2 protein-coding genes are annotated in these 3,479 nt (G+C 68.3%); both read right to left on the bottom strand.

All coding sequences use genetic code 11. The annotated features are described in order from the left end of the window. Positions 1-1,462 (bottom strand): UvrD-helicase domain-containing protein (locus B4E36_RS23980; RefSeq protein WP_345900916.1); only part of this gene is annotated, 1,462 nt, incomplete at its 3' end. After that, positions 1,452-3,479: double-strand break repair protein AddB (gene addB, locus B4E36_RS23985; protein WP_345900917.1), on the bottom strand; the 2,028-nt coding region annotated here is incomplete at its 5' end. The genes B4E36_RS23980 and addB, both read right to left, overlap by 11 nt.

A 3,479-nucleotide genomic window follows, 5' to 3' on the forward strand; every position in this document is an offset into this window, starting at 1 on the left:
CCCGCCGCTCGGCGAGGCGGCCCTCGGCGGAAAAGCGCTCGGGCCGCGCGCCCTGGAACGAATAGATCGACTGCTTCTCGTCGCCGACGGCAAACATGGTGCGGTGTCCCGGCCGCGCGCCTTCGCCGGAGAAGAAATCCTCGCTCAGCGCCCTCACCACATCCCATTGCAGCGGCGCGGTGTCCTGCGCCTCGTCGACCAGAATGTGATCGATGCCCTGGTCGAGCTTGTAGTGGATCCACTGGCCGGAATCGGGTCGCGTGAGAAGGCTCGCGGCATGGGCGATCAGATCCTCGAAGTCGAGCTTGCCGCGCCGGCGCTTCAGCTCCTCGTAACGCCGGTCCAGCCGGTCGGCGAGCGTCAGCGCGGCCAGCGTCTTTTCAAAGATCCGGTAGCGGGCGAGCCCGTCGCGGATCTCGAAGACGTGCCCGGCGGCGGCCATTACCGCCTCGGCAATCTCAGGCGCTTTGTCGCGCAGGCTCTTGAACACCAGCGTGCGCTCCGCCTTCGGCACGCCGGCCTTGGTCAGAAACGCCTCTTCGAGAAGACCGAAGCGAGTAACCGTGTCATCCGCGCCAAAGGCTGCGGCCAGCGTTTCGGCAAACTGCCCGGCGCGACTGCCGCCATCGGCCCGCGCGATCGCGATCAGCGACGAGAAACTGTCCTCGCCAAGGCCCGGCAGTGGCCATGCCTTTCCGGCCAGCGTCTCCGCCGAGGCGTCGGCGTCAAACCCGTAGGCCTCCCACAATGCCTCTTCGAGCCGCCCGCGTGCACCCTCCAGGAATGGCCGGATCGCATGGCGGTTGCGCACGATTTCGCCGAGCAGCTTTTCAAGCCCGCTGTCATCGGCGATATCCAGCACGGTCTGGAACGCCCGCGACAGGTCCGGGTCCTCTCGGCTCGCCGTCGCCGTCAGCAGGCCGAGGCGGGCGTCGGCCAGAAGCGTGGCGGCGGCGGTATCGTCCAGCACCGAGAAATGGCCGGCGACATTGGCCTCCAGCGGAAACCGGTGCAGCAGGCTTTCGCAGAAGGCGTGGATGGTCTGGATCTTCAGCCCGCCCGGCGTTTCCAGCGCATGGGCGAACAAGCGCCGCGCCATCGCGATCTTCAGCGCATCGGGCCGCGCACCCTCGATCTCAGTGATCTCGTCGGCAAGGGCTGCTTCCGGCAGCACCGCCCATTCGGCAAGCCTGCGGAACACCCGGTTCGACATTTCGGACGCCGCCGCCTTCGTATAGGTGAGGCAGAGGATCGCCGAGGGTCTGGCGCCGGCCAGCAGCAGCCGGACCACGCGCTGGGTCAGCACATGGGTCTTGCCCGAGCCGGCATTGGCCGAGACCCAGACGGAACGGGCCGGATCGGAGGCGAGCCGCTGGCGTCCGGTGGTCCAGGACAGCCAGGTTTCGGCATCGGCATCATGTCCAGGTTGAAGGCCGGGCGCGGTTTCGCTCTCAATCGTCATCGCCGCCCTCCCCGTCATCGGCCGTCGACCATTCGGCAACCCGGGCCAGATGATCATACTCGCCGGAAAAATCGCGCGCGCTGGCCGGCACCAGCCGCGAGGCGAACGGCCGCTCGCCGGATTTCAGCGCCACGACGAAACGGGTGAATTCCCGCAGCGCATCGGCTGCGAGTTCCTCCGCAGTAATCGCCGCCTCCTTGGCTGTCTCCGCCTTTTCCAGCGCCTCGCCAATGAAACGATGGCCGGGACGCAGCCGCACATATTTGAGGCTTGTCACTTCCACCGGCGCAACCTCCTTGAAGCCGCCCGCCGCAAGGGCCGCCGCCTCCAGCGGCAATTGCGGGTCGAGCAGGGTGCGGGCCTGTTTCAGCGATGGCGAGGAGCCGGTCTTGTAGTCGATGATCTCGGCACCGCCGCCGGCGAGCATGTCGATCCGGTCGGCAATGCCGGTGAGCCGGACGCCCGCCAGCGGAATGTCGAAGCCGGCCGGAACCTCGGTCAGCGATTGCTCGATCGGGACCAGCGCCCGCCGACGGGTCTCGAAGGCCAGGAATTCGTCGGCGACCGAGCGCAGGCGCGGCACCCAGCTTACCGCGAGATGCGGCGCGAGTTCGGCTTCGAACAGCAGCGCCGCGATGATCTCGTCCATCACCGCCCGGCCCTCTTCGCTGTCCGGCTGGGCGCCCGATTTGATGAAGCGCTCGGCCAGAGCGTGGTAGAGAATGCCGCGTTCCTTGACGCCCGGATCGGCGTTGAACGGCAGGAGCGGATCGAGTTTCAGCACCTTCTGGGCATAGACCGCATAGGGGTCGCGCCGCAGCCGGCCGATCTCGGAGAAGGAATAGCGCTCCGGCTGGCGCTCCACCGGCGGATAGGGCGCGGGACGGCCGGGGATCGGCTGGCGTGGTGCCGCATCCAGCGCCTCGGCCCAGTCGCGATAGACCGCGCCGCGGCGTTGCAGATCAGCCGCAAGGCCGGGACCGCCAAAGGCCAGCAAGCGCTGCAGCCAGCGGCTGGCGACCGTCGGCGCGGTGCCCTGCCTAAGCGCGCGCGAAATCACCAGACGCGGCGCGCCTGCCGCCATCCAGAGATCATGGGCGAGCTGACCGACGCGCTTTTCCGGCGGCTCCAACCCAATCTCGGCCTTCATCCCGCGCGACAGGAACGGATTGTTCTTCGGTTGCGTCGGCCACACGCCCTCATTCATGCCGCCAAGCACGATCGTGTCCATGTCCTGCAGTCGCGCCTCGACCGCGCCGAAGATGAACACGCGCGGATTGCCCATCTGGCGCGGCTTGACAGCCTCGGAGGCCGAAAGCGCCGCGACGATCTCGATCCATTGCGGCCCGTCGGCCTCGATCGGGGTCGAGGAGCCCATGATCTCCGAAAGCATGGCGGCAAGGCGTTCGCCCGCCTCCCCGCTCCACAGCGCCGCCAGATCATCGGTCGCGTCGCGCGCCACCGCCTCCAGCGCCCTTCCGGTACGCGCCGCCCAGTCGGCAAGCGTCAGGCTTTCGGTGATCGGCGCCCGGTCCGGCCCACGTGGCACATGGGTCTCGATGAGGGGCTGAAGCGCGGCATCGATGCGGCGGGCAAGCTCCCGGGAATCGTCGGCGGCGGTTTTCGGTAGTGCCGTGCGCCAGCGCGGCGGATGGCGGTCGTCCTTCTGCTTCTCCAGCGCATCGTCGAGAAATTCCTCCAGATGACCGAGCGGAACCAGCCGCGTGCCGCCCCTGAGCCCGATCAGCTCGAAGGCGGCGCTCGCCCCGCGCATGGCGCGGGGCGACAAGCCGAAACGGGCCAGCGGATGTTTCAAGAGGGCGGCGAGCGTTGCCGGGTCACCGGGCTTCAGCGCCGCCTCCAGCATCAGCGTCAGCAGCGTGCCCTGCCCGGTGGCAGCCAATGGCGTGCCGGCGGAATCATCGGCCTCGATCTGAAATCGCCCGAGTTCGGCTGCTACCCGCCTTGCGAGATCGCGGTCGGGCGTGATCAGCGCCGCGCGCGACGGTCTGCCGTC

Origin of the sequence: Martelella sp. UBA3392 (assembly GCF_002358775.1) — a bacterium.
Lineage (GTDB): Bacteria > Pseudomonadota > Alphaproteobacteria > Rhizobiales > Rhizobiaceae > Martelella > Martelella mediterranea.